The 23,803-nt window shown below is 41.0% G+C and carries 19 protein-coding genes; 3 read left to right on the plus strand and 16 right to left on the minus strand.

What is annotated here, in order from left to right; genetic code table 11:
- Positions 1–7: 7 nt before the first annotated feature.
- The 3 genes from ACO1B7_RS07480 to galE are packed head-to-tail and all read left to right on the plus strand — an operon-like array spanning position 8 to position 3,940.
- Entirely contained in the window at positions 8–1,264 is a 1,257-nt protein-coding gene (locus tag ACO1B7_RS07480) for a nucleotide sugar dehydrogenase (protein WP_423089986.1), read from the plus strand.
- Positions 1,264–2,931, plus strand: coding sequence for a glucose-6-phosphate isomerase (pgi, locus tag ACO1B7_RS07485; RefSeq protein WP_423089987.1), 1,668 nt, complete (start codon positions 1,264–1,266; stop codon positions 2,929–2,931). Before ACO1B7_RS07480 ends, pgi begins: the two co-directional genes overlap by 1 nt.
- On the plus strand, positions 2,924–3,940 hold the full coding sequence (gene galE / locus ACO1B7_RS07490; RefSeq protein WP_423089988.1) for a UDP-glucose 4-epimerase GalE: 1,017 nt from the start codon (positions 2,924–2,926) through the stop codon (positions 3,938–3,940). Before pgi ends, galE begins: the two co-directional genes overlap by 8 nt.
- Positions 3,941–4,018: 78 nt before the next feature.
- Here galE and ACO1B7_RS07495 read toward each other — a convergent pair whose 3' ends face one another.
- The 16 genes from ACO1B7_RS07495 to exaC form a co-directional block, all read right to left on the minus strand.
- Entirely contained in the window at positions 4,019–5,389 is a 1,371-nt protein-coding gene (locus ACO1B7_RS07495; RefSeq protein WP_423089989.1) for a phosphohexomutase domain-containing protein, read from the minus strand.
- A gap of 368 nt (positions 5,390–5,757) precedes the next feature.
- Positions 5,758–7,374, minus strand: coding sequence for a Tn7-like element transposition protein TnsE (locus tag ACO1B7_RS07500; protein WP_005264571.1), 1,617 nt, complete (start codon positions 7,372–7,374; stop codon positions 5,758–5,760).
- Positions 7,375–7,376: 2 nt separating this feature from the next.
- A complete protein-coding gene (locus ACO1B7_RS07505) occupies positions 7,377–8,915 on the minus strand; it encodes a TnsD family Tn7-like transposition protein (RefSeq protein ID WP_423089990.1) in 1,539 nt (512 codons plus the stop codon).
- A 2-nt stretch (positions 8,916–8,917) separates the two neighbouring features.
- Positions 8,918–10,600, minus strand: coding sequence for an AAA family ATPase (locus ACO1B7_RS07510; protein WP_071850531.1), 1,683 nt, complete (start codon positions 10,598–10,600; stop codon positions 8,918–8,920).
- Positions 10,601–10,616: 16 nt separating this feature from the next.
- Positions 10,617–12,725: a Mu transposase C-terminal domain-containing protein gene (locus tag ACO1B7_RS07515; protein WP_180075472.1), complete on the minus strand. Its 2,109-nt coding sequence runs from the start codon at positions 12,723–12,725 to the stop codon at positions 10,617–10,619.
- Positions 12,709–13,521 (minus strand): heteromeric transposase endonuclease subunit TnsA, encoded by an 813-nt coding sequence (locus ACO1B7_RS07520; RefSeq protein ID WP_010325588.1) that lies wholly within the window; start codon positions 13,519–13,521, stop codon positions 12,709–12,711. Before ACO1B7_RS07520 ends, ACO1B7_RS07515 begins: the two co-directional genes overlap by 17 nt.
- Positions 13,522–13,971: 450 nt before the next feature.
- On the minus strand, positions 13,972–14,463 hold the full coding sequence (locus ACO1B7_RS07525; protein ID WP_071850529.1) for a GNAT family N-acetyltransferase: 492 nt from the start codon (positions 14,461–14,463) through the stop codon (positions 13,972–13,974).
- Entirely contained in the window at positions 14,453–14,719 is a 267-nt protein-coding gene (locus ACO1B7_RS07530; RefSeq protein WP_010325590.1) for a type II toxin-antitoxin system TacA family antitoxin, read from the minus strand. The genes ACO1B7_RS07525 and ACO1B7_RS07530 overlap by 11 nt, the downstream gene beginning before the upstream one ends.
- A 414-nt stretch (positions 14,720–15,133) precedes the next feature.
- Positions 15,134–16,972, minus strand: coding sequence for a glutamine--fructose-6-phosphate transaminase (isomerizing) (gene glmS, locus ACO1B7_RS07535; RefSeq protein ID WP_423089991.1), 1,839 nt, complete (start codon positions 16,970–16,972; stop codon positions 15,134–15,136).
- A gap of 11 nt (positions 16,973–16,983) precedes the next feature.
- Positions 16,984–18,348, minus strand: a complete 1,365-nt coding sequence (gene glmU, locus ACO1B7_RS07540) for a bifunctional UDP-N-acetylglucosamine diphosphorylase/glucosamine-1-phosphate N-acetyltransferase GlmU (protein ID WP_423089992.1) — start codon at positions 18,346–18,348, stop codon at positions 16,984–16,986.
- A 20-nt stretch (positions 18,349–18,368) separates the two neighbouring features.
- A complete protein-coding gene (locus ACO1B7_RS07545) occupies positions 18,369–18,890 on the minus strand; it encodes a phosphatidylglycerophosphatase A family protein (protein ID WP_005105065.1) in 522 nt (173 codons plus the stop codon).
- Positions 18,868–19,785: a thiamine-phosphate kinase gene (gene thiL, locus ACO1B7_RS07550; RefSeq protein ID WP_423089993.1), complete on the minus strand. Its 918-nt coding sequence runs from the start codon at positions 19,783–19,785 to the stop codon at positions 18,868–18,870. The genes ACO1B7_RS07545 and thiL overlap by 23 nt, the downstream gene beginning before the upstream one ends.
- Before the next feature lie 17 nt (positions 19,786–19,802).
- Positions 19,803–20,252 (minus strand): transcription antitermination factor NusB, encoded by a 450-nt coding sequence (gene nusB, locus ACO1B7_RS07555; protein WP_004280924.1) that lies wholly within the window; start codon positions 20,250–20,252, stop codon positions 19,803–19,805.
- A 4-nt stretch (positions 20,253–20,256) separates the two neighbouring features.
- Complete coding sequence (gene ribH, locus ACO1B7_RS07560; protein WP_004280926.1) at positions 20,257–20,727, minus strand: 6,7-dimethyl-8-ribityllumazine synthase; 471 nt, start codon at positions 20,725–20,727, stop codon at positions 20,257–20,259.
- 18 nt (positions 20,728–20,745) lie between these two features.
- Positions 20,746–21,861 (minus strand): bifunctional 3,4-dihydroxy-2-butanone-4-phosphate synthase/GTP cyclohydrolase II, encoded by a 1,116-nt coding sequence (gene ribBA / locus ACO1B7_RS07565; protein ID WP_004280927.1) that lies wholly within the window; start codon positions 21,859–21,861, stop codon positions 20,746–20,748.
- Positions 21,862–22,265: 404 nt separating this feature from the next.
- Positions 22,266–23,777 (minus strand): acetaldehyde dehydrogenase ExaC, encoded by a 1,512-nt coding sequence (gene exaC / locus ACO1B7_RS07570; protein ID WP_004280928.1) that lies wholly within the window; start codon positions 23,775–23,777, stop codon positions 22,266–22,268.
- Positions 23,778–23,803: the final 26 nt, after the last annotated feature.

The following is a 23,803-nucleotide window of genomic DNA, read 5'->3' on the forward strand; positions in this document are numbered from 1 at the left end:
GAATACTATGAAAGTCGCAGTACTGGGGAAAACCTTATTTTCTGGGGTCATTTCGGCCCTTTTGTCTGAATGTGGTCATCAGGTGGTGTGGTGTAACAGCTTCAGTGCAGATGAGCCGGCCCGGACTTATTTTCAGGATGAATCCTTGCAGTCATTGCTGCACAAACAGGAAAAATCTGGTTTTTTAAACTGTTGTGATTTTCAGCATCTGGATTTTAATCAGGATGTTTTTTTCTTTAGTTTTAACGCCACCGAAGAGCAGCAGGCATTTCAGATGCTGGATACCATTCGGCATGCCTGTTTTGCTCATCCGAAGCTGATGATTAATGCTTCGACCTTTGGCTTGCATGGCACCCAACGTTTTCAGCAACTGCTGCCGAATGATGACTGGATTTATCTTCCTGATATTATTCAGGAAGGTAATGCCCTGCGTAGTTTTGTTCAGGCCACCCAGCTGATCGTGGGCTGTGATCATGCAGATGCACAGGCTAAAATCAGAGAGCTGTTACGCCCCTTGTTTCCACGCGCGCAGCAGTATCTATTTATGCCGGTACTGGATGCCGAATTTACCAAACTCAGTATTTCCGGCATGCTGGCCACCCGGATCAGTTATATGAATGATCTGGCCAGCGTGGCAGAAAAACTCGGCATCGATATTGAACAGGTGCGCCAAGGCATGGCGGCGGATAACCGGATTGGTTCCGCCTATTTGTTTCCGGGAGTCGGTTTTGGTGGAGAGAACTTCTCGCATGATATCCGTACCTTGACGCATGCAGTAGCAGATTCAGGGGTGAAAAACCAGTTACTGGAACAGGTCTGGGATATTAATGAACAACAAAAAGAATTACTGTTCCGCAAACTATGGAATTATTTCCGTGGCGATTTACAAGGAAAAGTGGTGGCGATTTGGGGTGCAGCCTTTAAAGAAAATACCCCGAGCATCCAGCAATCTCCAGTGCATGCCATGCTCACTGCATTATGGGCGCAAGGGGTGACGGTCAAACTGCATGATCCGCAAGCATTGGCCAATATTAAAAAAGTCTATGGGATACGGCAGGATCTAATCCTGTGTGAAGATCAATATCAGGCAGTTGAGGGGGCAGATGCCTTATGTTTGATGACTGCCTGGAAGCAGTATGGTAGTCCAGATTATCCACACCTCATTAAACTGATGCAGCATCCCCTGATTTTGGATGGGCGTAATCTGTATGATCCGGCCTATATCAAGGCGCGTGGTTTTAATTATATTGGGGTGGGACGTTAATGTTAAGTCAGCTTAAACCAGATCTAAATACTGAAACTGTGTGTCAAAAACTCGCCTCGAGCAAAGAACAACTTGATGCGGTGCATCTACGAGAACTGTTTGCTGCAGACCCCCAGCGTTTTAACAAATATTCAATTCAGTTTGAACAGCTGGTCTTCGATTATAGTAAACACAGAATGAACAGCACGGTGATGCAGGGCCTGATTGAATGGGCAGATGCACAAAACCTAAGATCCTGGATCGGGTCTTTATTTTCAAATCAGGACATTAATTATACCGAGCAACGTGCTGCCATGCATTGGGCATTACGCTTGCCAGCACAGGATCAGCAGCATGCGGATCTGGCCGCTGATGTGCATGCTCAACTTGAGCACATGTATGCCTTGGTCGAGCAAATCCATGCCGGGCAGCGTCGTGGCGCCACCGGTGAAGTGATTCAGGATGTGGTCAATATTGGCGTGGGCGGATCAGATCTTGGCCCTCTAATGGTCACCCATGCCTTATCGGATTTTAAATACCAGTCTGCCCAGCCACTCAGTGTGCATTTTGTCTCGACCATGGATGGCAGTCAGCTGTCCGAGTTGTTGCATCAACTGCGTCCGGAAACCACGCTATTTATTATTTCGTCCAAATCATTTGGCACGATTGATACTCTGACCAATGCCCAGACAGTACGCTTGTGGTTAGAAAAGGCCTTGGGTCAGCATCCCTATATTCTGAAGCATCATTTTATTGGAGTTTCTACCAAGCCGGAAAAAATGACGGCCTGGGGAATTGCTCCGGAAAACCAGCTCTTATTATGGGATTGGGTCGGTGGTCGCTATTCACTGTGGTCCTGTATCGGATTGCCGATTGCACTGAGTATCGGCATTGAAGGTTTTAAGCAGCTGCTGGCTGGTGCTTATGCGGTCGATCAGCATTTTCAGTATCAGCCTTTTGAGCGCAATATTCCGGTGTTGATGGGACTGTTGGGGGCATGGAATAACAATTTTCTGGATATTCAGACTCATGCCATCCTGCCTTATGATGGACGATTAAAATATTTTGCTTCTTATTTGCAACAGCTGGAAATGGAATCCAACGGCAAGTCGATTCAACGTGATGGTGAAAAAGTCCAGCTGGATACCTGCCCGATTATTTGGGGCGAAGTGGGGCCGAATGCGCAACATGCTTTTTATCAGCTCCTCCATCAAGGTACGCAGTCAGTGAGTTGTGACTTTATTGCGCCAGTCAAGCGCTATAACAGTCAGCAATATACCTATGCCGATAGTGCTGAGGCATTAATCGAGCAGCATCATTTGGCGTTATCAAATTGTCTGGCGCAATCGCGTTTACTGGCTTTTGGTAATGAAGCGCTGGATCAAAACGAATTGGCGAGCTTGCCGGCTTATAAGCAGTATGAAGGCAACCAGCCAAGCAGTACTTTATTACTGCAAGAACTGAATCCCTATAGTCTGGGGATGTTGATTGCATTGTATGAGCATAAGGTTTTTGTTCAATCGGTGCTGTGGAACATCAACCCATTTGATCAATGGGGCGTAGAAAAAGGCAAGGAAATTGCTAATCAGCTATTACCAATCCTGAATGGCGAACAGAGCGATCTGGATGGTCTGGATGGTTCAACCCAAGGTTTAATTAACATTTTATTAGGGAAGCAGCATGGCTAAAATTCTGGTAACGGGCGGGGCAGGCTATATTGGTTCGCATACTTGTGTTGAGTTATTAAATGCCGGCCATGAGGTGGTGGTTTTAGATAATCTGTGCAATAGCGCTGCTGAGTCTTTAAATCGGGTGCAACAGTTGACCCAAAAAAGCCTGACATTTATACAAGGTGATATCCGTGATGCTCAATTATTAGATCAGGTATTTCAGCAACACTCGATTGAGGCCGTGATTCATTTTGCCGGTCTGAAAGCGGTCGGAGAAAGCCAGCAAATACCATTGGCTTATTTTGACAATAATATTGCCGGTTCAATCAGCCTGGTTCAGGCGATGCAACGCGCACAGGTTTTTAAACTGGTGTTTAGTTCCTCAGCAACGGTGTATGGCGAAAATAATCCTTCACCTTTAAATGAAGAGATGCCTACCGGAATGCCGACCAATAACTATGGCTATACCAAACTGATTGTTGAGCAGCTCTTAGAAAAGTTGTCTGTGGCGGATGAACGTTGGTCGATTGCCTTATTACGTTATTTTAATCCGGTCGGCGCGCATAAAAGCGGGCAGATCGGTGAAGATCCACAAGGTATTCCGAATAATTTAATGCCTTATGTAACTCAGGTGGCAGTAGGGCGACGTGAAAAACTGTCGATCTTTGGTCATGATTATGACACTGTCGATGGCACGGGTGTACGGGATTATATACACGTAGTCGACTTGGCCAATGCACATTTATGTGCCCTCAATAATCGTTTAACTGCACAAGGGTGTCGGGCCTGGAATATTGGTACTGGCAATGGCATTTCAGTGCTACAAGTTAAAGATACTTTTGAACGGGTCAATGGTGTTGCAATTCCATTTGAATTAGCACCACGTCGTGAAGGTGATGTGGCGACCTGTTTTGCAGACAATACCCGTGCAGTCCAAGAGTTGGGCTGGCAACCTCAGTATGGTTTAGAGGATATGCTCGCTGACAGCTGGAACTGGCAGAAGCAGAATCCGAATGGTTATCGCTAAAATCTTTATAGCGATATAAATAAAAATGGGAGCTTTTGATGAACAGCTCCCATTTTTATTGTACTGTATGCGTGAAGATTAACTCTGAATCAGCTGAGTCAATTCATCGACATAGTCCTGCATTGGTCGTGGATTATGATCACGACGGCTTTCAATATTAAGACGCAATAGCGGTTCAGTATTCGATGCCCGCACATTAAAACGCCATGCACCAAAATTAAGGCTGACCCCATCGGTCTGATCGATCTCCGGCTGCTGATCGGCATAATGATCGAAAAGTTTTTGGATGGTTGCTTGGGTATCGGCGACTTTAAAGTTGATTTCACCACTGCATGGGAACTTGGCGATCATCTCCTCCACCAGAGAAGATAAAGATTGCTGTGTTTCTGATAATACGGCAATAGCCAGTAACCATGGAATCATGCCGCTATCACAATAGGCAAAGTCACGGAAATAATGATGGGCACTCATTTCACCGCCATAGGCTGCATTATGCTCACGCATCACATCTTTAATAAAGGCGTGACCTGACTTGGACTGAACCGTGATCCCTTGATATTGCTCTACAATATCCAGTGTATTCCAGACCAAACGCGGATCATGTACAATTTTTTCACCCGCCTGTTTCAGCAGGAATGCCTGCGCCAGAAGGCCAACAATATAATAACCTTCTATGAACTGACCTTTTTCATCGAACAGGAAGCAGCGGTCAAAGTCGCCATCCCAAGCAATCCCCATATCCGCGCCATGCTGAATGACCGCTTCACGGGTGCTATCACGATTTTCAACCAGAATTGGATTCGGGATGCCATTCGGGAAGTTACCATCGGCCTCATTGTGAATTTTGACAAATTCAACCGGAATCTGTAGCTGTTGAAACTTCTGTTCAAGCGCATCCACCACATGACCTGCGGCACCATTACCGGCATTCATCACCAGTTTCATCGGGCGGATTTTTGCCGGATCGATATAGGTCATCAGGTGATCGATAAACTCTGGCAGGATATTGTATTTCTCGGTACTGCCTTTATGGGTGACCTCAATAAACTGACCCGATTCCGCCAAGGCCTGAATCTCTTTTAGGCCGGTATCTGCACTGATCGGACGTGCATTTTCACGAACCAGCTTCATACCATTATAGTCCATCGGATTATGGCTGGCAGTGACTTCAATACCACCCTGAACATTCAGGTGGAAAGCCGCGAAATAAACTTCTTCAGTTCCGGTCATGCCAAGATCCAGCACATTGACCCCAGCATCATTTAAACCGCGAATGGTCGCCTGTTTTAAGCCTTCACTGCTGAGTCGAATATCACAGCCAATGGCTACTGTTTTAGGTTGATAAATCTGTCCATAAGCACGGCCAATTTTATAGGCGATATCTTCGTTGAGTTCTGTGCCGAGTTTGCCGCGAATATCATAGGCTTTAAAGCAAGTCAGTTTGGTCATGTGATCTCTCGAGATTCCTGAAAATAATTTCCAAGTTTAAGGTATTTAAATATATGGTAAGCATTTGCTGAACCTCACTTTTCCTTCTATATTTTGTTCTAGATAAATCCTGTCGCTTGAGGAGGGCTTTGTTATACAAAGATTCAAAAGACAAAGCCTCACTAAATTGTCCAAATTTAAGTTACAATTTGGGTATAGGGTTCACCTAATTCAGTGAATTTTTTCAAGGTTTCGCACTCTTTTTTGTGGAATGATTGGGTATGTTTGTCGATCTGAAATTATTTGATGATATCCTATTGTGTCATAAGCTCCATCAGCATAAACAGAATACCTTTTTACATACCCAGTTGCACTTACAGTACCCTCATCTACACTTTTTCATTCTTTTCTAATTTCTGAAGTAATGCCTTAATAATTTTATCGAATCGTTCACCCCATCGTTCGAACTCATGACTTGATTCATTAAGTTCATTTAGATTTTTAGGATGATGTAGGGTTTTTGCCAAACCATAGTCTGCAAAATATTTTAAGGTCGGCCATCTTAGTGAACGCTGCATAATTTCTTTCATCATTGCTTTAATTGATCTCTCATCAAACTCATTCATATCATTTAAGCAGAGAACTAGGGTTGAAAGTTTTTTCACATTATCTGTGACATCTATTTCAAAGATTATGAAATTGTAATCGAATAGCTGATTCAACCTATATACCATCAGGGTGCGCTTATTTCCATCCGAAGTTATGTGGAGTTTCGATTTTTGTAATCTGGGAAGTTCATAGATTTTTGAGGTTGCCGTCGTAAAATTATTTTGCTCAACGAACTTTTCTATCATGAACCTGAAAGCTTCAAAACGGTCCATAAACAAATCTAAATTATTGCTTTCATCTTCTAATCCCTCAAATTCACCGCGACCAATTGTCCCAATGCTACTTGCTTCATCAGTCCCTATAGCATCATAGTCCTGAATCTCATCTTCCTCTGAAGGTAAGGATGCATTCTTGGATCTTTTTTTATTATAAATTTTACGGGTGAGAACTGGATCGGAAAAGCTGAGCAATACAGGAGAGCTAGGCAAAGTAAGGATTTTACGATCACTATTTGCCTCTTGACTGTCATCAATTTCTGGAGATTCGGGTTCTTGTCGGTTTGAGTAAGTACCTGATTTTCCTGTAGACGATGTATTTTTATTTTGAGTAAATCTCGGACTAGAAAAATCAATCTGCTTTGGTAAGTTCGATTCTAATCCTTTAATCTCTACAATTTCATTGATATAAATTTGATCCAATTTTTTAGAATAATAGGCTTTAACAGTTATTTCTACATTTGCTAAAGAAGGGGGATCAAAATTGAAATACCACCATTCTTTATTTTTACCTTTTATTTTTTCATTAAAAAAATGAGTAGCAATACTTTCATAGCTTCTTCTGATTTCAGGATTGATTAAAATCCAAGCGAGTAAGTTGCGCATGCCTGGATGATTATATTGAGATGGAGGGAAATTACTTGAGGATAGTTCGTTAATCAGTACATAGTTTTCTGAAACCGTTTGAACATCAAATTCCAGATTTAAAAAGTTCTGTGAAAGTGCATTTCTCGCAAAATAAGCATTATGAAAAAATAATGCTCTAGCCAGTTCTAATTGTGGCAAATGCACAATTGTATTTTTAAATTTTTGATCAAGGTCAGTTAATTTCTGTGTGAATTGGAATTGTTTTGTCGCAATATTATTGCTGACCTGCCATTCTGTGAGATCGTTAGTTTTAAATTTTAGTGTTAAATGATTTTCGTCTTTCAATTCAACTGAGGGATTTAAGCATCTCCGTTGCGCGACCAAGTGCATGCTTGAGAATCGAGTATGTTTAAAAACTCTTTGTTCCTCATACTCTAATCCAAGATTAATATTCCAAGCTATCCCTTGTTTATTCTTAAAAATTGCCCCAATAGATGAAATTCTAGCGTTTAACGGAAAACCTCTAATAACCAAAATTAATTCTCCCAATGAATAAGTTTAATAACGTTCGTTAAAAAATTATTTGCTTCAGTTGTTATTCTTTCTTCACTTAAACCCGATTTTCGTAAAATGATCCAGCGTTGAAGTTGTTCATTTGCTGAATATGATTGCAGTAATACTCGGGTTAGTCGCCTAATCTGAAAGCAGCTAATGTCCTCATTATATTGATCTAAAAACTGTTTAGTTAATGGCAAATTATCTAAATTTTTTTCAATAGTAGCTGGATTCCTAAGTTGCTTGATCCACCAGTTTCTCGATTTTCTAGGTAAATCCAAGTTTTCTATAAGTTGTTGTTTAATCTTGATTAATAGTTTAACGGTTTCAAGATCACGTGTACCCCAATCAATTTTATTTCCTGTCGGTATATGAGGTTGCTGATAATGACTGTTTGTTTCAAGTAGCCATTCTTGATCATTGCGATAGAGCCATGCATATAGAGCACTATTTTGTTTTCTTGATGCATTGATGCTGTCTTGATTGATTGCCTCAAGCCATTTTTTTCGTTTTTCTAATATAATTGTATTTTGAGATTCTGTTATATCCGAGGATTGTAATTTTATAGATTGTGGTTTAATGACTGGTTGTAAAGAATTAACAGTTACTAAGATCTCATTAAATGACCACTCTCTACCGGCATTCATAGCTTCAATTACAATTAAATGTTGAAGATAGCTAAAACATTTACGATGTTTTCGGAAAATACTACGTAGCCAACTATTTTCAGAACTGAAATTGTCCAAATGATATTGCTTTAAAAACTGTTTAGACCAGCGGGTCGAAATTTTTTCATAAATGGAGTCATATAAAATATGAGAGTTTCCTCGGACACAATTATTTTGATGGGCAAGTTTCTTATAAAAAAGACTCCATTGCTCAAAACTTGCAGATTGTTTTGGACAAAGCTGTAAAAGCTCATCTACTTTTTTACAGATGAACAGATCATCTAATTTGGCTGCTGACTGAGTGACAGTCGGGCAGTTTTTAACATCAGCTGCAATAAATTCATGTTTGTGTGGTGACCTAAACTCTATATTTGTTTGTATAAGTTCACCATGTTTTTGACAACAAGTAACACCTTGGACTTGCCAAAGTCTGGACCAATAGTATTCTTTATATTGTTTAAGCTGTTCATTTATACATCCTGGGCAATATTGCAAATAGGTGGGAGTTGCTATGTAAGATGCATTAATTCCTAGGGCTAAATGTACTGAACCATTTGATTTATTCAGCATCCATTGCATGCATTCTTGTCTTCGCTCTTCTGGAACAAATGGGGCATAAAGAGGAAAAAGAGTATGCTGATAAATTAGTTTTTCTGCATCAAATTGTGTTTCAGGTAACAGCTTTAAAATTTTTGATAAATTTGCGGGCAAATCTATTGTCGCTACAACTTCACGATCTTGGAAAATCTCATCTAAAAGTTGTTTTGGGCTATTAATTGCTAATCGTATTCCAGCTCTAGCAACTGAACTATAGATTAACTCATTAGCATAAGGAACCGGAAAATTTAGCATATTTATCCTGCCTCTTTTATTAAAGTTTCCATATTGATGACATAATCAGTCTGGTTTTTTAGATGTTCATAAAAGCTTTGTTTATTTTCTTTCTGACTGAACTGAAAACGTAAATCATCATTATCAAGAGAGTGCCATAATTTGGATTGAATTCTCTGTTTTCTTATCTTTTGTGTATCTTGTGGTTTATTTGCACTAGAAGGTGAAGAGAACTCCTCATTTTGCTCATGCAGCCAGCTTAGGATAATCGGCATTACTGATTTCATGTCAAATTTAGGATTCTCTCGGAATACTTTTTTAACTAGAGGTGCTAATAAATTTGATTCGTATCCCAGCTCAATCAGTAGGCGATGTAAATGAATAGATTCTTGATGTCCATCATAGATATCAATATCTTCCATGAACTCTTTTTTTTGCTCTAGTTTTGCTTGTAAGAGGAGTAGCTTTTTATCAACTTCGGGAATAATCAGATCGGAAAATTGTGAAATTTGTTCGGCATCACCTGAGCGTAGCGCTTTAATCATTGGGTGAATTGGGATTAAATCTTGTTCATATGTCTGTTTCAGTAATTTTACCGTGATACGCTCCAGCCCTGATTCAATTGCTCTCATTTGGGCTAATACAAATAATTTAACCACAATATCTGGAATGCCTTGGCTGAGATCATACCAGCAGTTCCTGATTTCTTCACTTATCATAAGATCTGCTTTTTTGAGCCACTGATACTTCCAAAGTGCTTCAGTAAATCCGACCCATTCTGATTTAATTATTTTTTTTGTCTGTGGGTGAATAAAGTTTTCTTCATTTTTAATCTGTTCCCACAGAATTGAGCCTAATCCCACCCCTCGTCTAGCAGATCTCAAATCATCTTCAAAAATAAATCGAGCTTTTGGTGTGCCAACCATCACGACTGGCAAGCCAACCACATTAACCAAAGTGACAAAGAAATTCAGCATTTTATCTGCACCTCCAGACTTGTTCACACTTAGATGCTGAATTTCATCAATAATAAGCAATCCAATTGCATGTAAATTGGCAATCTGGCGCATTAAGTTGAGTAATGTTTCAATACCATGTCTTTTTAATGCATATTTTCTTTCATAATCAGACCCTAGTGCTTGATCGATTGCTCTGAAAAAATGTAGGCACAAACTTTTTAAAGAGCCATCATGTGGGCAATCAATTTTTAAATAAACAATTTGCGTAAAATTATATTTTTCATGAAAAATGACCTGAGGATAAGTAGCGAGAATTCGATTTAATGTAGTAGTTTTGCCACTTCCTGAACAGCCAATAAAACACATACTTCGTGCAGTGGACTTAGCTGCTTCAAAGCGAATGGCATTTACATCACCAGTCATCATTCGCTCATAACCATTCTGTAGATGTGAATTAAGAGAGCCATTTGCAAGATTACGCCCTACGTAACCTTCACGAAGCATAATGGAGAGTTTTTGTTCCAATTGAATATGCCGTGCAATCGGTTGAAAAAAATTATTCATCAATTGAGCAATTAGGTGACCTCTAACTACACCTGATTCATGTTTTTCTGATGGGTTAATGGTAATTGTACTTTTTAGTGCATTTTTCACCTCTGAAAATTCACGTACAGGTGGTAATGCTTCTATAAGAGGATTTCCTTGATACTGCCCAAAACTTGGATGATAAACTGCATTAACTTTCATTTTTATTTACCTCGTTTTAATCATCATCTTCATCAAATAATGATTCGTAATAGGTTGGAAGAAGTAAGGTGGATTCTTCGTCTTCTGCTTTTTTAATTCCTGAGATTGGAATAATATTGTCTCTAACCTTCGCATTTTGTGAGCTTTGGATTTGGGTAGATTTCTTTAAATCCTCTCTTTCTTCAGTTCTTGCCTGATTACGGTTATTCCGTATCGATGAAAGACGTTGAGCATTACTTTTTTGAGTAGAAGATCTTGAAGAAATCGCTTTTTCAATGATATCTTCATTGCGTTGTTCTAAATCAGCACGTGCAAGATTTGCATTTATTTTGTAGCGAGATCGTGTTATTTTTTGCTCAAGTTGAACTTGCCATACCTCCCAAAAACTACAACCTCTAAATTCTCTAGAACGATTTGAAAGTTGTGCTTCCCAATAATCTGAATGATCTTCAGAATGAAATATATAAACTTTTTCAGCGTTAGCTGGATCGTAAGCAACTTTAAATTTAGGCCTTTGTCTTGAAGCACTTTTCCTGTGTAGCAAGCCGCGTTCAATGAGTTCTTTACAATTATAAAAGACTCCGAAAACCTTTAATCCTAGCTCAGAGAGGGTGCCATCTGTGCGGGGAAGTAGTGCAATATAAATCGCTTTTTCTGATGCTGAGCGTAACTTACCTGTTCGATTCTGTATGCCCCAATTCCATAAATGAATAGGAATGCAGGGTAAATCTGTTGGCATATCAATGTCGCGATCATAAGAAGAAAGTTCATGTGTGTTGTTGTAAATGAGAACAGAATTTAAAATGATCTGGGTAAATTCCTTAACAGTGAGTGTTGCATCTAGTCGGTAGTCTTTACCACCACGTTTCTTTTCTTTGATTGCTTGGACTACACCAGGTGCATAAGGTTTAAATTCAGCCTGGATAGTGCGGAAATAGCGCTCTACAATTGACTTTAAATCACCACGATAGGCAGGTGTGTTTTCTATTCGGATGGCAAAGTTTTTTTCGAGATTCTCAATTTGATGTCCAAGTAATTCGGCTCTATCTGCCAAGATTGCCTCAGGTAATCCAATACATGGCCAATCATTAAAAGTAATCTCATGATCAAATTTTTTACAATAATCGACCTTATCAGACATCGCCATACGAAGAACTAGCATACTCGTAACATAAGATGGATTTTCTAATCCCACGTACATGCCAGTAACCATACGGCTAAATTCATCCATCATAAAGTAAATGGTTGGACGTCCAATAATGCAGCCTCTATCTGAGTCAGAAACAAGATAGATGTCAGCTATCGTAGCATCTACTTGGTAACGAGATCCTGGTCCGAGAACATGTGTATTAACTGTTGAATATAAAACTCTTTTGTCTTTTAAATATTCAATTTTACTAGTTCGTGATTTTATTTTTAGAATAGGACTATATTCACGATCATAAAAGTATTTTAATTGCCAGATTGATGGGACTTCAGTTTCAATAATGTCGGGATATAGGCTTTGATATATACTAAGAAACTTACGATATGTGTAGGGTAGAGTATGCTTGTTTTCATTGAGCATGTACTGATTGATGACTCTCCTAAATAGTCTTTCAATATCTTCATCAATAAGAGCACCTGTCCCTTCAGAAATAATACGAGGGCGACCTAATTTTTTATTATTTACAGCCTTTTTAACACCTTTTCCTCCAGAATTGTAATACTGAGGGATTAAGGCATTGGGGGTCATTCCTCTTTGCCAATACTGGCGAAGTAAGCGATATATAGTCTGTTTAGTGGTAATCTTTTGATTTACAATTTCATTAATCAAAGATGCACGTATGTTTGAATCATAAAATTTTTCATGTTCAATTATAGGTTTTATAATAGCTAAATTCTTGTCACGTTTGATTTGATAGACAGAGTTTTCTTCTAATACCATCAAAGACATGTCTTCAAAAGGATCTGTAGTAATTTTTATGTTGCCCGATTCAATTGCCTCGATGAGTGTAGATCTTGTATACAATTCAGGTAAAGCTTTTTGATTTTCAAGTTCTATCCAAATTATATGATCTGTATATACTTTGAGGATGCGATACTTTTTCTCATCAAGCTCATAAACATCATTGATTCGAAGCATTGCAGATGACCTCCCATGAATCTTGTTCACTGAGTTTTATATTGCCACATGTGATTTTTCTATAACTAATGTTGATATCAAATACGAAGTACCTCTGAGCAATGAGCTCGCGGATTTCTAATAGTGATTCTCCTGGTTCTAATGAATATTGAACATCAATATATTTTGATAGTTCAATTAGACTCAGATGAGAATTTCTTATAAATTGCTGATAATAGAAGTTGATTTTATCTGGAGTGTGATTTTTACTTTCTGAGTAATTTGCAGGATATAACCATTTAATATTATCAACGACCGTCAGAGGGATATCTTTTTCTGTAACAAGATACCAAGGGATATTTTCTTTTTGCCAATAGCGTCTTTCTAACTCGAGACTTTCAAGAATATTTAAATTTTCTAATTCAGTATGAGAAATAGCTCTGATGACATAAACAGGGGGAGCATTAGTAGCTTCACTGACAATAAAAAATGTAGAAACTAGTGTTTGTGCAATACCATTTTTCATTGGATGATAAAGGGAAAAAGTACGCGCCAAATCCTCAGTTTCTTTTAAATTCAGTGGCATTTGTTCTCGAATATCTTTGATAAAAATATTTCTATCTAAAATCAAAAAAACAGCGAGTTCTAAATCTGAAAACAAGTGATGAGTTCGACCGGTTTTATAGCCATATACTCGACTTGAGCGGTTGTTTAGGGATTTATTATCCTTAACTGTCAAGAAGGGTTTGTATTTACTTAGAAAGCCTTGACCACGTCCTTCTTTTATCCATTTTAGTTGTTGCTCTTTGGTTAACATATTTTTTTAACCTGCTTTAGTATATTTTTGAGCATATCATTAGGTTGTTTATTATTCAATATGGTATGTATCTTTATTACTTTTTTCCAGAAATTTATATTTTGTTTTATATTTTTTATTTCAAATTATTGATATTTATAATTTAATTATATTTATTCTGGTTAATTTTAAAATGTTTCATCTTATTGTGAAAAATTTAAAAAAATAAAGTTTCATTCTTTACTTTTGAAAGTATGATTTTAAATTCCAGTGAAAACTCTAGAATAAAATGAGCTACTATTGAATTGTTTGGTAGCCAAAATATTAATTTTCCTAGGGTTTTTTATCAATCAGCTTGAGAAAAACTGACTTTTCCTCATTAGTCTTCATAAATTGCAAATTGCTGAATAAGTCCGTCACCTATTCTTGTTCGTAATCTACTACTAGTCACTCCTGTTGCTAGTAGGCCATTTAATTAAAATTAGGTATTTCACTCACTGGATATATTAATGTTAATGGATTTGATGTTAATGAAATAAAGCCAAAACGCTGATAAAATTCCATCGCTTTTTGATCCTTGGCATGTATTACAATAAAATTTACACCAATAATTTGAGCAACTTTTGAAACTTGTTTAAGCGCATGTGCTAAAAGCACTTTTCCTATTCCTCGCCCTTGGGCAGTTTGATCAACGGCAAAGCGACCTATAACTACACAAGGGAGTGGATAACGAGGTAATCGTTGAGTGAGAACCGCATCAACCCCATCAAATCCAATAGAGGTACTTGATAGGCAATAAAATCCTCGCACCTGCTGTGTATCATCATCAATAGCAACATAGGTTTTACTTGTTCCTGATTTCTGATGCTGAGATGCGTATTGTTTGATGAACTTGTTTAAATCATCTTGCCCACAATTAAATGATTTTTTCTGATGATGGGCTTGTAAAACCTCAATTTTCATCCAATAAACTCATTAATTTTTTCATCTCATCATTTGCAGGGCGTGGATTTTCAAGCAAATTCATTAACATATCACGATCAGCATTATTTACTTTTAACTCGTGATTAGATTTAAGTAATTCTTTTGCTCGTTCAAATGAGGACTGGATCATAAAGGAACTCACACTAAGACCCAATAAATTCGCAGCTTGCTCAATTACATTCTTTGCATCTACAGTTGAACGAACATTTATTCGTTCTGTTGCTAAGTTAGTCATATTTTTCCACCAATTTGTACATCAGTATGATGTACAAATTATAGCAGATTAAGGTGGTGGTTTAAGATTCAAATTTGCATATTTTGTTTTGAAATATTTGAATAGAAAATCAGTGGTTTAATTATATGAGAGTAATAAAGTTTCATCCTTTGTTGTGCATAAGTATTTGTTTTTATTGGTTCCAAAATTATATTGTATTTATTAAAGTATCATACTATAGGCAGGGCTAGTCTAAATTTAATCCTATCAAAATAAAAAAAAGTTTCATACCAAAATTACAAAATACTGAAAATAATGAATATATTTTCTTTATTTTGAAAATTCGTATGAAACTTTATTACTAAGTATGATTATTTATTACCTAGTATTTAACTTTATTACTCAAAAACAACACCAGCCCTGATTCAATTTTAATTATTCTACCGTAACCGATTTTGCCAGGTTACGTGGCTGATCTACATCCGTACCACGTAATACAGCCACATGATAAGACAATAACTGCACCGGGATGCTATACACAATCGCTGCCAGCACTGCATTGACTGCCGGAATATGTACCACATGCTGGCGTTCTTTGGCTTTAATGCCGCTGTTTTCATCAGCAAACACAAATAGCTCGCCACCACGCGCCTGAACTTCTTCCATATTGGATTTGAGCTTATCCAGCATGTCATCATGTGGTGCCAGAATCACTACCGGCATGTCATTGTCAACCAGTGCCAATGGCCCGTGTTTTAGTTCGCCTGCAGCATAACCTTCCGCATGAATATAGGAGATTTCTTTCAGCTTGAGTGCACCTTCCAGAGCGATCGGGAAATGCGTACCACGGCCCAGGAATAGGCAGTGTTGCTTTTCAACAAACAGTTCAGAAAGACGTAAAATTTCATCATCATGACGTAAAGTATCTAGCATGACTTTAGGCATATGCCAAAGTCCTGTGGTGATCTCCGTCATTTGTTCTGTAGAAATAGTATTTTTCACAGAACCGATTTTGAGTACCAATAGCATCAATGCAGCAAGCTGAGTGGTGAAGGCTTTGGTTGAAGCCACACCAATTTCAGGGCCTGCCAGTGTCAACAGACTATGCTGAGTTTCACGCACCATCGAAGAAGTCGCCACGTTACAGATGGTCATCGTAGTGATGTCCAGTCCTTTGGCTGCCGCACGTTTTTGCGTATCCCGTAAGGCAGCTAAGGTATCGGCAGTTTCACCGGACTGGGAAATACACACATATAGCGTGTTATTCACAATCACCGGAGTACGATAACGGAATTCGCTAGCAATCTCGACTTGGCAAGGGAGGTCAATCAGTTGTTCAAACCAGTATTTGGCAATCATGCCGGCATGATAGCTGGTACCACAGGCAATAATCTGGATTTGCTGGATTTTTGAAAAGTCTTGTTCCGCACTTGCAAGGAAGTCTTCGCGCAGGTCATTGCCATTTAAAGCTTGGGAAATGGTCTGTTTGATCGCTTCAGGCTGCTCATAAATTTCTTTGAGCATGTAATGCTTGTATTCACCTTTAGAAGCATTGCTGACTGCAGCATCCAGTTCTTTGACCGGACGATCGACCAGTTGACCATCGACAAAGACTTCAATGGTGGTACGGGTCAAACGGGCAATATCGCCTTCTTCAAGATAAATAAAACGATTGGTAATCGGTAGCAGAGCCAGCTGGTCAGAACTGATAAAGTTTTCACCAATACCGACACCAATGACGAGCGGAGAACCTTCACGTACGGTAATCAGCTCATCCGGGTGGTCAGTATGTACGATACCCAGTGCATAGGCACCTTTCAGTTGTGGAACCACCTGGCGTACAGCTTCTAACAGGCTCGGGGTAGATTTCAGCGCATCATTGATCAGATGGGCAACCACTTCAGTATCAGTCTGTGAGGTAAACACATAGCCTAAAGCTTCAAGATCATCTTTCAGTTCTTGGTAGTTTTCGATAATCCCGTTATGGACCACTGCTACATTTTCAGAAATATGCGGATGGGCATTTTCTTCAGTCGGTTTGCCATGGGTGGCCCAGCGTGTATGCGCAATGCCGAGTGAACCGCTAATCTGGGATTCATTCACAGCCTGTTCAAGGTTTGCAACCTTACCGACACGGCGTTCACGTAGGACTTGGCTGTTGTTAATGAGTGCCAAACCTGCTGAATCATAACCACGGTATTCCAGGCGTTTTAAGCCTTCAATCAAAATATTGGTAATGCTACGTTCTGCAATGCCACCAACGATACCACACATATTTGTTCCCCTTATTTCTTGATTTTTTGCGGACGTGGATAGTTTTCTTTGGCAAATTGCTTAGAGCGCTCTACTGCCAAACAGTTGTCTTCCACATTACGGGTAATCGTTGAGCCTGCACCTACAGTGGCGCCATTGCCAATTTTCACAGGTGCCACTAATGAACTGTTCGAGCCAATAAAGGCCTGATCACCAATAATCGTTTTAAATTTATTCGCACCATCATAATTACAGGTAATGGTTCCTGCACCGATGTTTGCACCACTGCCAACTTCTGCATCACCCAGATAGGTAAAATGGTTGGCTTTAGAGCCTAGACCAATCGTAGTATTTTTGACTTCAACAAAGTTGCCGATATGTACTTCATTGGCCAGTTGTGCACCTGGACGCAGTCGTGCAAAAGGTCCAATTTGGGTATCTTCCCCAACGACGGCGCTATCAAAAATGCTATATGGCTGAACCTTGGTGCCAGCTGCAATCTTGGTATTCTTGATAATACAGCCGGCGCCAATTTCAACGTTGTCGCCCAGCTCGCAATCACCTTCGATAATCACGTTGATATCAATGCGGACATCCTGACCGACAGTTAAATTGCCACGCAGGTCAAAGCGGCTTGGATCAATCAAATGTACGCCTTGCTGCATCAGCTGTTTTGCTTGATAAGCCTGGAACTGACGCTCTAAAGCAGCCAACTGCACACGGTCATTTACCCCTTCAACTTCAAAAGCCTGCTCAGGTTCTACCGATGCAACTTGCATACCATCTGCCAAAGCCATCGCGACAATATCGGTCAGGTAATATTCACCCTGCGCATTGTCATTGCTTAAATTTGGCAGCCATTCATGTAATTTAGCATTGCTGACGGCATAAATACCGGTATTGATTTCCTTGATCTGACGCTGCTCTTCAGAGGCATCTTTATGTTCAACAATCGCTTGAATCTGATCATTTTCACGCACGATACGTCCATAGCCATTGGCATCAGGCAGAGTTAATGTCACTAGGCCGATACTAGTTGTTGCTGTCGCATCGAGTAATTTTTGCAAGGTCACAGGATTAATGCAGGGTACATCGCCGGAAAGAATCAGCGATACGCCGTCGTGAGGCAGGACAGGCAAGGTCATCTGCACCGCATGGCCGGTACCCAGCTGTTCAGCCTGTTCGACCCATTTAATATCCTGTTGTGCAAATGCTGTTTGAACCCGGTCACCACCATGACCATAAATGGTAATAATATTATCTGCGTTTAATTTTTTTGCCGTTTCAATGACATGACCCAGTAAAGGACGTCCTGCAAGGGGTTGTAATACTTTCGGTAAGCTTGAACGCATACGCGTGCCTTTACCTGCAGCAAGAATAATAACAGTCGTTGACATGTTCTAATCCTAAATATGGCTTATGCCACGATGAAGTAAAAATAAAGCAAAATACAAAGAGCCGCCCAAAGGCCGGCAATAATGTCATCCAGCATGATGCCGAAGCCACCAGCCACTTGACGATCAATCACCCTGATCGGCCAAGGTTTCCAGATATCAAATAACCTGAACAGGGCAAAACCGACGAGCAACCATAACCAGTTCATCTGGCCTAAGTAGATCAGGGGCAAAAATGTGATGGATTGTCCGGCAAATTCATCCCAGACAATGCGTCCATCATCATGAACCCCCATGACTCTAGCAGTATGCCCGCAGATATATATGCCAACCAGGGACATGATGGCAATGGCAAAAACACTGTTTAGAAAACCAAGATGCAGCCAAATGGGAATAAATAAAAGTGCAAAGGCCGACCCAAAGGTACCGGGTGCTTTAGGTGCCAGACCGGAACCAAAACCAACCCCACTAAAGACAATCAGTCGGTCGATCCATGACATGGCTTTAAAATTAATCGCAGGTTTATGCAAAATGTTGATACCCATTAAATTGAAGTGAATGATCTACGCCATCTTTTTCAAAAGTTAAGCCGTGTTGCTGCTGAATTGTGCCGATTATACTAATCGAAACATCAAGTTGTTTTTGCAATAATTTTTGGTAATTTTGCGGGCTTATTGTAAAGCATAATTCGTAATCGTCGCCACCAGCGAGGGCATATTGCCATTTTTGCTCATTGTTTAAGGCATGCAGGGTAGGACTGATCGGTAAGTTTTCGAGTTGCAGCTTTGCACCGACTTGAGAAGCTTTGAGAATATGTCCAAGATCTTGTGCCAAACCATCCGAGATATCAATCATGCTATGCGCCAGACCTTTTAGGGCGGCACCGAGCTGACAACGTGGCGTTGGATAGTCCAGACGTTTTTGTAGTGGATGACCAAGATGCTGTAGTGCAAAAGCTGCATCACCGACAGTTCCACTGACACAGATCAAATCACCCGGTTTTGCACCTGAGCGTGTAATGGCTTGACCAATGTCCACCCAGCCTAATGCAGTAACAGACAGGGTTAAATGAGGACTTTGAGTGGTATCACCACCGATTAAGTTCACGCCAAATTGATCACAGCAATCGTACAAACCCTGACTAAAAGCTTTTAGCCAGTCATGATCAATTTGGGGTAGGCTCAATGCGAGTAAAATACTGTGCGGGGTTGCGCCCATCGCGGCAATATCAGATAAATTGACAGCCACAGATTTCCAGCCAATCGCATGCGGATCGGTGTCTATTGGAAAATGGCGTCCAGCAACCAGGGTGTCGGCACAGATGACCAGTTGTTGCTGAGGAGGGGGGGTGAGCAAGGCTGAATCGTCACCGACGCCCAGATCGACAGAATTGGCATTCTTGCGATTGAAATAGGTGTCGATAATCGAAAATTCAGCCATACAACAAATCTACGCTATTAGTTAGATTGCTGTTTTTCTGCTGCACGCAAAGTTGTCGCTAAACGATCCAATACACCATTGATGTATTTATGGCTATCGGCACCGCCAAAATGTTTAGCCAACTCGATCGCTTCATCTAGAACGACGCGATATGGAATCTCAAGATGTTCTTTGAGTTCATATGCACCAAGGCGAAGGGTCGCAAGTTCAACACCGTCAAGTGCTGAAAGTTCGCGATCGAGTACCGGGATTAAGAGCGCATCCAATGCTTCATGATTGGCAACCACTTGAGTCAACAATTCATGATAATAGCTCAGATCCACTTTGTGCATGGCATTTTCCACACGCGTACGTGCTTCAATCTCATGCACCGGATTGTGGCTCATTTGCCATTCATAAATTCCTTGTACAGCAAAGCGACGTGCTTTACGTTTTGCTGCATAAGTTGCTTGAAGTGTTTGCGACATAGCGTTAAATAGCCTTTAACAAGTTAACCATTTCAATCGCAGTCAGGGCAGCTTCGCTACCTTTATTGCCTGCTTTTGTTCCAGAGCGTTCAATCGCTTGTTCAATACTGTCCGTAGTGAGTACACCGTTAATGACAGGTAAGCCAGTGTCCAGGCCAACCACGCCTAAACCTTTGGCACATTCGCCTGCAACGAAATCGAAGTGAGGCGTGCTACCACGAATCACGGCGCCAAGCGCGATGATGGCATCGAAACGATCTGAAGCTGCCAGTTTTTTCGCAACTACAGGAAGTTCCCAGGCACCAGGTGCATGAACAACAGTAATATTATCCTCTGATACACCATGACGTTTCAATGTATCAATGGCACCTTCTAACAGATGTTCAACCACAAAGCTGTTAAAACGACCAACTAAAATCGCATAACGGTCTTCGTTCGCGAGATGTAACATACCTTCAATACGGCGAACTGCCATAACAACCTCGATGATTTCTTAAGATGTTTGTTGTGCGGTGATGTATTCTACCACTTCTAAGTTAAAGCCTGACAGGGCATTGAAACGCAATGGAGAGCTCAGCAGCTTCATTTTTTCAACGCCTAGATCACGCAAAATTTGTGCACCCACACCAATGGTCTGATACTGCTGAGACAGTGCAGAATTTGATTTTACATTTTTTGGCGCTTTAAGGGTATCTAATGCTGGACCCAAATCCTGTAAATGGCGCTGGCCAATCCAGACCAAGACACCACGATCACTATTGGAAATTTCTTTCAGGGCACGATCCAGGTTCCAGGCCGGCTCGCCATCCTGTTTCTTCAGTTTGAGCAAGTCGCGGGTCGGGTTAAAACCATGTACACGTACTGTGGTCACACCCTCTTTAGGCTCACCTTTGACCAGGGCCAGATGGATATCCGGGTTACCCAGTTCACGATAGCGGTACAGGTCAAAGCTGCCGTATTCAGTCTCAATACTTTGTTGATCGATACGCTCTACCGTTTGCTCGTTGGTCATGCGGTAATGAATCAGATCGGCAATCGTACCGATTTTCAGGCCATGCTTTTCAGCAAACACTTCAAGATCGGGACGGCGCGCCATCGTGCCATCTTCATTGATGATTTCACAAATGACTGATGCTGGTTCCAGTCCTGCTAAACGAGAAAGATCGCAACCTGCCTCAGTATGTCCGGCACGGTGCAATACACCGCCTGGCTGCGCCATCAGCGGGAAGATATGTCCTGGCTGTACAATATCGGCCGGTTTGGCATGAGCAGCCACAGCAGTTTGAATTGTATGAGCACGTTCAGCCGGAGAAATACCGGTAGAAATACCTTCAGCCGCTTCAATCGACAAGGTGAAATTGGTCCCATGCTGGGCGCCGTTGGCATCAACCATCAAAGGCAGATTCAACTGCTGGCAACGCTCTTTACTTAAAGTCAGGCAGACCAGACCACGTGCATGGGTGATCATGAAGTTGATGTCTTCAGGACGTACGTGCGTGGCAGCAATCACTAAGTCGCCTTCATTTTCACGATCTTCATCATCCATCAGGATGACCATTTTTCCTGCACGGATATCTGCTACAAGCTCTTCAACAGTATTGAGCGGCATCAACCTTCACCTTCTTTTTTGATCTTGATCAGACCGAATCATGACATTATTGGGTACATAGTCTAACGCTTTTTAAGCAATTTTGCCTATGCTTATTAGTTTCCCTATAGTGGTTCAATGTTATACACAGTCTTGGGAATCATGAAAAGCCGACTTTAAATGAAAGCCAGGGCTTTATGCAGGTTTTTTGAACAGTTAAAATGCATAAAAAATGAAAAACTTAGGCGAAGTCCTTCTAAGTTAAAGTATTAATTTGTTTTTTATACAGTTTTATTCCTGTTTTTGTGATTTTCAGACTTTTATTTTGCTGGTCAACGATCAAGAGCAGAAAAATTTACCAGATATTAAAAAACTTGAATAAAACAAAAAAGCGAACCGCAGTTCGCTTTTGAGAAAATTCATACTTAGAAGAAACCAGCCGGTTTGGTTGAATAACTCACCAGCAGGTTTTTGGTCTGTTGATAATGATCCAGCATCATTCTGTGATTCTCACGACCAATCCCTGATTTTTTATAGCCACCGAAAGCCGCATGTGCAGGATAAATATGATAACAGTTGGTCCAGACCCGACCCGCTTGAATCGCGCGTCCTGCACGGTAGGAGGTATGCGCTGAGCGTGACCAGACACCGGCACCTAAACCATAAATCGTATCATTGGCAATCTTGATCGCATCATCAAAGTCTTTAAAGGTGGTCACAGCCAGTACAGGCCCGAAGATTTCTTCCTGGAAGGTCTTCATGTCATTGGTGCCTTTAAAGATGGTCGGTTCAATATAGAAACCTTGACCGACTTCCTGACGTGCTTCACCACCGGTCAGGATCTGTGCACCTTCTTCACGGCCAGTGGCAATACAGCCCAGAATCTTGTCCTGCTGTTCCTGTGAGGCTTGCGCACCAATCATGGTGTCAGTATCCAGGGGATGACCAGTCTTAATCCGTTGCACCCGCTCTACTGCACGCGCCAGAAATTCATCGGCAATACTTTCCTGTACCAAGGCCCGGGAAGGGCAGGTACAGATTTCACCCTGGTTCAGGGCAAACATGGCAAAGCCTTCCAGAGCTTTATCCAGATAATCGTCTTCCTGATCCATGATGTCGGCAAAGAAAAGATTTGGTGATTTACCGCCGAGTTCCAGAGTCACCGGAATAATATTTTCAGTCGCATATTGCATGATCAGCTGACCCACTGCGGTTGAGCCGGTAAAGGCAATCTTGGCAATACGGGGATTGGTCGCCAGTGGACGGCCGACTTCGACCCCATAGCCATTGACGATGTTCAATACGCCCGGGGGTAAAATGTCCTGAATCAGTTCAGCCAGCACCAGAATACTGACCGGAGTCTGTTCCGCAGGTTTCAGCACGATACAGTTACCTGCAGCCAGGGCAGGTGCCAGTTTCCAGGCAGCCATCAGAATCGGGAAGTTCCACGGGATAATTTGACCCACGACGCCCAACGGTTCATGAAAATGATAAGCAATGGTATCTTCATCGATTTCGGAAATGCCGCCTTCCTGTGCACGGATACAGCCGGCAAAATAACGGAAATGGTCAATGGCCAGCGGAATATCGGCAGCCAGCGTTTCACGGATCGGTTTGCCGTTGTCCCAAGTTTCTGCCACAGCCAGCAGTTCCAGATTTTGTTCCAGACGATCTGCAATTTTCAACAGAATATTGGAGCGGGTGGTCGGTGATGACCGGTTCCATTGCTCTTTGGCTTTGTGTGCTGCATCAAGCGCCAACTCAATGTCTTCTACAGAGGAACGCGGCACTTTGGTAAAGACTTTGCCATCTACCGGAGAAATGTTGTCAAAGTATTCACCTTTGACTGGAGCGACCCATTCGCCGCCAATAAAATTATCGTATTGTGCTTTAAATTGAATTTTTGAACCGTCAGTATTGGGATCTGCATAACGCATAATCTATTCCTTTATATGATTGTTAG

Source organism: Acinetobacter lwoffii, assembly GCF_049367455.1.
Classification (GTDB): domain Bacteria; phylum Pseudomonadota; class Gammaproteobacteria; order Pseudomonadales; family Moraxellaceae; genus Acinetobacter; species Acinetobacter lwoffii_W.

Bases quoted from the DNA above. Each gene is read 5' to 3' on its own strand.
- ACO1B7_RS07480 (WP_423089986.1), top strand. From the start codon at position 8: ATGAAAGTCGCAGTACTGGGGAAAACCTTATTTTCTGGGGTCATTTCG.
- pgi (WP_423089987.1), top strand. From the start codon at position 1,264: ATGTTAAGTCAGCTTAAACCAGATCTAAATACTGAAACTGTGTGTCAA.
- galE (WP_423089988.1), top strand. From the start codon at position 2,924: ATGGCTAAAATTCTGGTAACGGGCGGGGCAGGCTATATTGGTTCGCAT.
- ACO1B7_RS07495 (WP_423089989.1), bottom strand. From the start codon at position 5,389: ATGACCAAACTGACTTGCTTTAAAGCCTATGATATTCGCGGCAAACTC.
- ACO1B7_RS07505 (WP_423089990.1), bottom strand. From the start codon at position 8,915: ATGCTAAATTTTCCGGTTCCTTATGCTAATGAGTTAATCTATAGTTCA.
- ACO1B7_RS07510 (WP_071850531.1), bottom strand. From the start codon at position 10,600: ATGAAAGTTAATGCAGTTTATCATCCAAGTTTTGGGCAGTATCAAGGA.
- ACO1B7_RS07515 (WP_180075472.1), bottom strand. From the start codon at position 12,725: ATGCTTCGAATCAATGATGTTTATGAGCTTGATGAGAAAAAGTATCGC.
- ACO1B7_RS07520 (WP_010325588.1), bottom strand. From the start codon at position 13,521: ATGTTAACCAAAGAGCAACAACTAAAATGGATAAAAGAAGGACGTGGT.
- ACO1B7_RS07525 (WP_071850529.1), bottom strand. From the start codon at position 14,463: ATGAAAATTGAGGTTTTACAAGCCCATCATCAGAAAAAATCATTTAAT.
- ACO1B7_RS07530 (WP_010325590.1), bottom strand. From the start codon at position 14,719: ATGACTAACTTAGCAACAGAACGAATAAATGTTCGTTCAACTGTAGAT.
- glmS (WP_423089991.1), bottom strand. From the start codon at position 16,972: ATGTGTGGTATCGTTGGTGGCATTGCAGAACGTAGCATTACCAATATT.
- glmU (WP_423089992.1), bottom strand. From the start codon at position 18,348: ATGTCAACGACTGTTATTATTCTTGCTGCAGGTAAAGGCACGCGTATG.
- ACO1B7_RS07545 (WP_005105065.1), bottom strand. From the start codon at position 18,890: ATGGGTATCAACATTTTGCATAAACCTGCGATTAATTTTAAAGCCATG.
- thiL (WP_423089993.1), bottom strand. From the start codon at position 19,785: ATGGCTGAATTTTCGATTATCGACACCTATTTCAATCGCAAGAATGCC.
- nusB (WP_004280924.1), bottom strand. From the start codon at position 20,252: ATGTCGCAAACACTTCAAGCAACTTATGCAGCAAAACGTAAAGCACGT.
- ribH (WP_004280926.1), bottom strand. From the start codon at position 20,727: ATGGCAGTTCGCCGTATTGAAGGTATGTTACATCTCGCGAACGAAGAC.
- ribBA (WP_004280927.1), bottom strand. From the start codon at position 21,861: ATGCCGCTCAATACTGTTGAAGAGCTTGTAGCAGATATCCGTGCAGGA.
- exaC (WP_004280928.1), bottom strand. From the start codon at position 23,777: ATGCGTTATGCAGATCCCAATACTGACGGTTCAAAAATTCAATTTAAA.